The organism is Nocardia sp. No.11, from assembly GCF_038752175.1.
Taxonomy (GTDB): domain Bacteria; phylum Actinomycetota; class Actinomycetes; order Mycobacteriales; family Mycobacteriaceae; genus Nocardia; species Nocardia canadensis.
In genome coordinates, this window is sequence record NZ_JBCGFB010000238.1 from 1 (window position 1) to 3,260 (window position 3,260).

The window sequence follows — 3,260 nt, forward strand, 5'->3', positions numbered from 1 at the left end:
GAAGTCGCCGCGGGCCAGGGTGTCGTTCATCCGCTGATGCGCCGACTGCCAGCGGGCGAGCGCGGTGCGGGCGTCGGCGACCTCGGCGCGGGCGGGCGCGTCCTGCGGGTAGCCGGCGAGCAGTTCGGTGAGCCGGGCGGTGTTGGTGTCGAAGGTGCGGTCGTAGTCGCCGGTGGCGTCGCGGCGCACCAGCTTCACCATCTCCGCCGACCTGGCCTGCTGCACCAGGATGCGGCTCTCGGCCAGCCGGGCGGCGGGCACGGCGCCCTGGTCGCGGCACTGCATCATCGACACCGCCGACACCGAGCCCGCGGCCACGGTCCACACCAGCGTCAGCGCGAGCGCGGCGGTGCCGAGCAGCAGGCCCATGTTGAATACCCGTCGCGAGCGTCTGGCCAGCTCCACCTGGACCCACAGCAGGGCGCCCAGCGTCGCCATCAGCAGCACGATCGCGGGCCAGGGCGGTAACACGTGCCGGTGCTGGGCGGCGGTGACCGCGTCGAGCCGGTGGTTCTCCAGTTCCTCGGCCATCGGCAGCAGCGCCGTCTGCATCTGGTGCGACGCCTCACTGAGGTAGGCGGCGCCGACCGGGTAGCCGTTGCGGTTGTTGGCGCGCGCGGTCTCGATCAGGCCGGTGTAGACCGGCAAACCCGTGGCGATGCCGGTGCGCAGCTTGCGATCGGTGCCCGACGGGTCGGCGGCCTCCTCGACGGAGATGTGCCCGGCCTGGGTCACCAGTTCGGCGGCGGCCTCACCGATGGCCTGGGTGTAGCGGTCGCGCACGGTCTTGGGCTCGAGTCCGCCCGCGATGAACGCGGTGCCCGCGGCGGCGTCGGCGATCGAGAGCGAGGTGTAGAGGTGATTGGCCGAGTGGGCGTCGGGTTCGGTGTCGTCGAGCAGGACGCCGAGAGCTTGCTGGCGGTCGCTGACGGTCGTCGAAGTCACCGCGCCCGCGGCGACGCACAGCAGCATCAGCACCAGACCGGCAGCCACGAGCCGACCCGGCGAGGACTGCACGAACCCGCGCAAGCGGGCGGGATGGAACTGCGCACGCAGGGCCTTCACGTCCGGCGCCGGCGGCCGGTCGACGACGATCGCCGGTTTCCGCAACGCGGCGCGCCGGCTCGTCACCGGCGCGGCCGGAGCCGTCGCCGAACCCTGCGTGGCCTGCGGCGACGGGCCGGAACGAACGGCCGCGACCTCGGTCGAGGCATCGCGACTCCCGGGTTCGACCATCGTTCACCTCCCCGTGCTGTCCGCGCACCCCTCGTGGTGCGGAGTTTATTGTGGTCCTACCGGTGGCGCAGCCCCGCAGACACCCCCGAAGCGGTTGCTGCTCGGCTGCTACGGAGGAAAGAGTATTGGATGCGCGGTGACGGAGACGGCTGGTCGAACAGTCCGGGCGGGGTTCGGCACTGGGGCAAGTACGGTGCGGCGGGCTTGTTGCTGCGCGCGCCGCTGCCCCGGGGCGGGTCGGCGGTGCTGCTCCAGCACCGCGCGCCGTGGAGTCATCAGGGCGGCACCTGGGCCATCCCCGGCGGCGCGCGGGATTCCCACGAGAGCGCCGAGCACGCCGCGGTCCGGGAAGCCTGGGAGGAGGCGGGCATCACCGCCGACGCGCTGCGCGTGCGCGCCGAACGGCTGACGATGACCGCCCCGAGCGGCTGGACCTACACCACGGTGGTCGCCGACGCCGAGTTCCCGCTGCCCACGGTCGCCAACAAGGAGAGCTCCGAGCTGGTCTGGGTGGCCGAGGGCGAGGTCGACGACCTCCCGCTGCACCCCGGTTTCGCCGCGGCCTGGCTCGGGTTGCGCGCGGTCCCGCTGCGCCTGCGCTTCGCCGCCGACCCGGTCACCGACCTGCCCCGGACCGTCGAACTCGCCGATCGCGGGTTCTTCTGGTTGCACGCGCTGGACGGACCCGGCGCCGAGGTCACCATCGGCCCGGACCCGGCCGATGACCTGGCCGCGGCCCTGACCAGCCTGCTGACCTGAGTCGCGCTACTCGGCCGCCGCGGCGACCAGAGCCTGCTTGAGCTCGCGCGCCGCGGCCTCCGGATCGGCGGCCGCGGTGATCGCGCGGACCACGACGATCCGCCGCGCACCCGCGGCGAGCACCTCGGGCAGCCGCTGCGCGTCGATGCCGCCGATCGCGAACCACGGCATCGTCGGGTGCGCGTCGGCGGTGGAGCGCACCAGGTCGATGCCCGCGGCCTGGCGGCCCGGCTTGGTCGGCGTGGTCCAGATCGGGCCGGTGCAGAAGTAGTCGAGATGGCCGTCGATGGCCGCCAGCCCGGCTTGGGCTCGATTGTGACTCGACCGGCCGATGACGACATCGGGGCCGAGAATGCGGCGCGCGTAGGCGGGCGGGAGGTCGCCCTGGCCCAGATGCAGGACGTCGGCGCCCGCGGCCAGCGCGATGTCGGCGCGGTCGTTCACCGCGAGCAGGGCGCCGTGCCTGCGGGTCGCCGCCTTGATCTCGGCGAGGGCGCCCAGCTCGGCCTTGGCCTCCAGCGGGCCGAACTCGGCCTCGCCGGGCGACCCCTTGTCGCGGAGCTGGACGATGTCGACGCCACCGGCTAGCGCGGCATCGACGAAGCGGGCCAGATCGCCCTTCTCCCGGCGCGCGTCGGTGCACAGATACAGCAGCGCGCTCGACAGGCGCTCCCTGGGCGGGACGGATCGATTCGGATGGGAGGGCTGCACAGTGTCGACGGTAGTCGCGCTACCGTGGAGACGCGAACGCCGAGGCGCTCGGTAGGCGGAAAAAGACAGGTGGAACGTGATGCGAACTCTGGCGGTCGTTGGCGGCGGCGCCGTCGGACTCGCCGTCGCATGGCAGGCCGCCGAGGCCGGCTGGACCGTCACCGTCTTCGATCCGGCGCCGGGCTCGGGCGCGTCTTTCGTGGCGGGCGGCATGCTCGCGCCGCTGTCGGAGGGCTGGCCCGGTGAGGACCGGGTGCTGGCCTTCGGCGCCGCCGCGCTGGCCGCCTGGCCCGCCTTCGCCGAGCGGCTGCGCGCGATCACCGGTGAGTCGGTGTTCGTCGCCGACGAGACGCTGACCGTCGCCCTCGACGGCGCCGATGCCGCCGACCTGCGCACCGTCGCCGACTGGCTCGCCGGATTCGGCCACGAGCTGAGCGTCCTCGACCGGGCCGGGGTGCGCGCGCTCGAACCGGCGCTGGCCCGCACCGTGCGCGCGGGTCTGCTGGCCACCACCGAACCCGCCGTCGACAACCGCCGGGTGCTGACCGCCCTGC

General features: G+C 73.7%; 4 protein-coding genes. 2 read left to right on the forward strand and 2 right to left on the reverse strand.

Going from position 1 to position 3,260, the window contains the following annotated elements:
* Window positions 1-1,236, reverse strand: a 1,236-nt coding sequence (locus tag V8688_RS31670; protein WP_342802350.1) for a hypothetical protein, incomplete at its 3' end; no start/stop codon positions are given.
* 129 nt (window positions 1,237-1,365) lie between these two features.
* On the opposite strand from V8688_RS31670, the gene V8688_RS31675 reads away from it, so the two are divergent.
* On the forward strand, window positions 1,366-1,995 hold the full coding sequence (locus tag V8688_RS31675) for an NUDIX hydrolase (RefSeq protein WP_218722170.1): 630 nt from the start codon (window positions 1,366-1,368) through the stop codon (window positions 1,993-1,995).
* Window positions 1,996-2,001: 6 nt separating this feature from the next.
* Here V8688_RS31675 and thiE read toward each other — a convergent pair whose 3' ends face one another.
* Complete coding sequence (gene thiE / locus V8688_RS31680; RefSeq protein WP_218722169.1) at window positions 2,002-2,706, reverse strand: thiamine phosphate synthase; 705 nt, start codon at window positions 2,704-2,706, stop codon at window positions 2,002-2,004.
* Between the two features lie 79 nt (window positions 2,707-2,785).
* Between thiE and V8688_RS31685 the strand changes: the two genes are divergently transcribed.
* On the forward strand, window positions 2,786-3,260 hold a 475-nt coding region (locus tag V8688_RS31685; protein ID WP_342802351.1), incomplete at its 3' end, for an FAD-dependent oxidoreductase.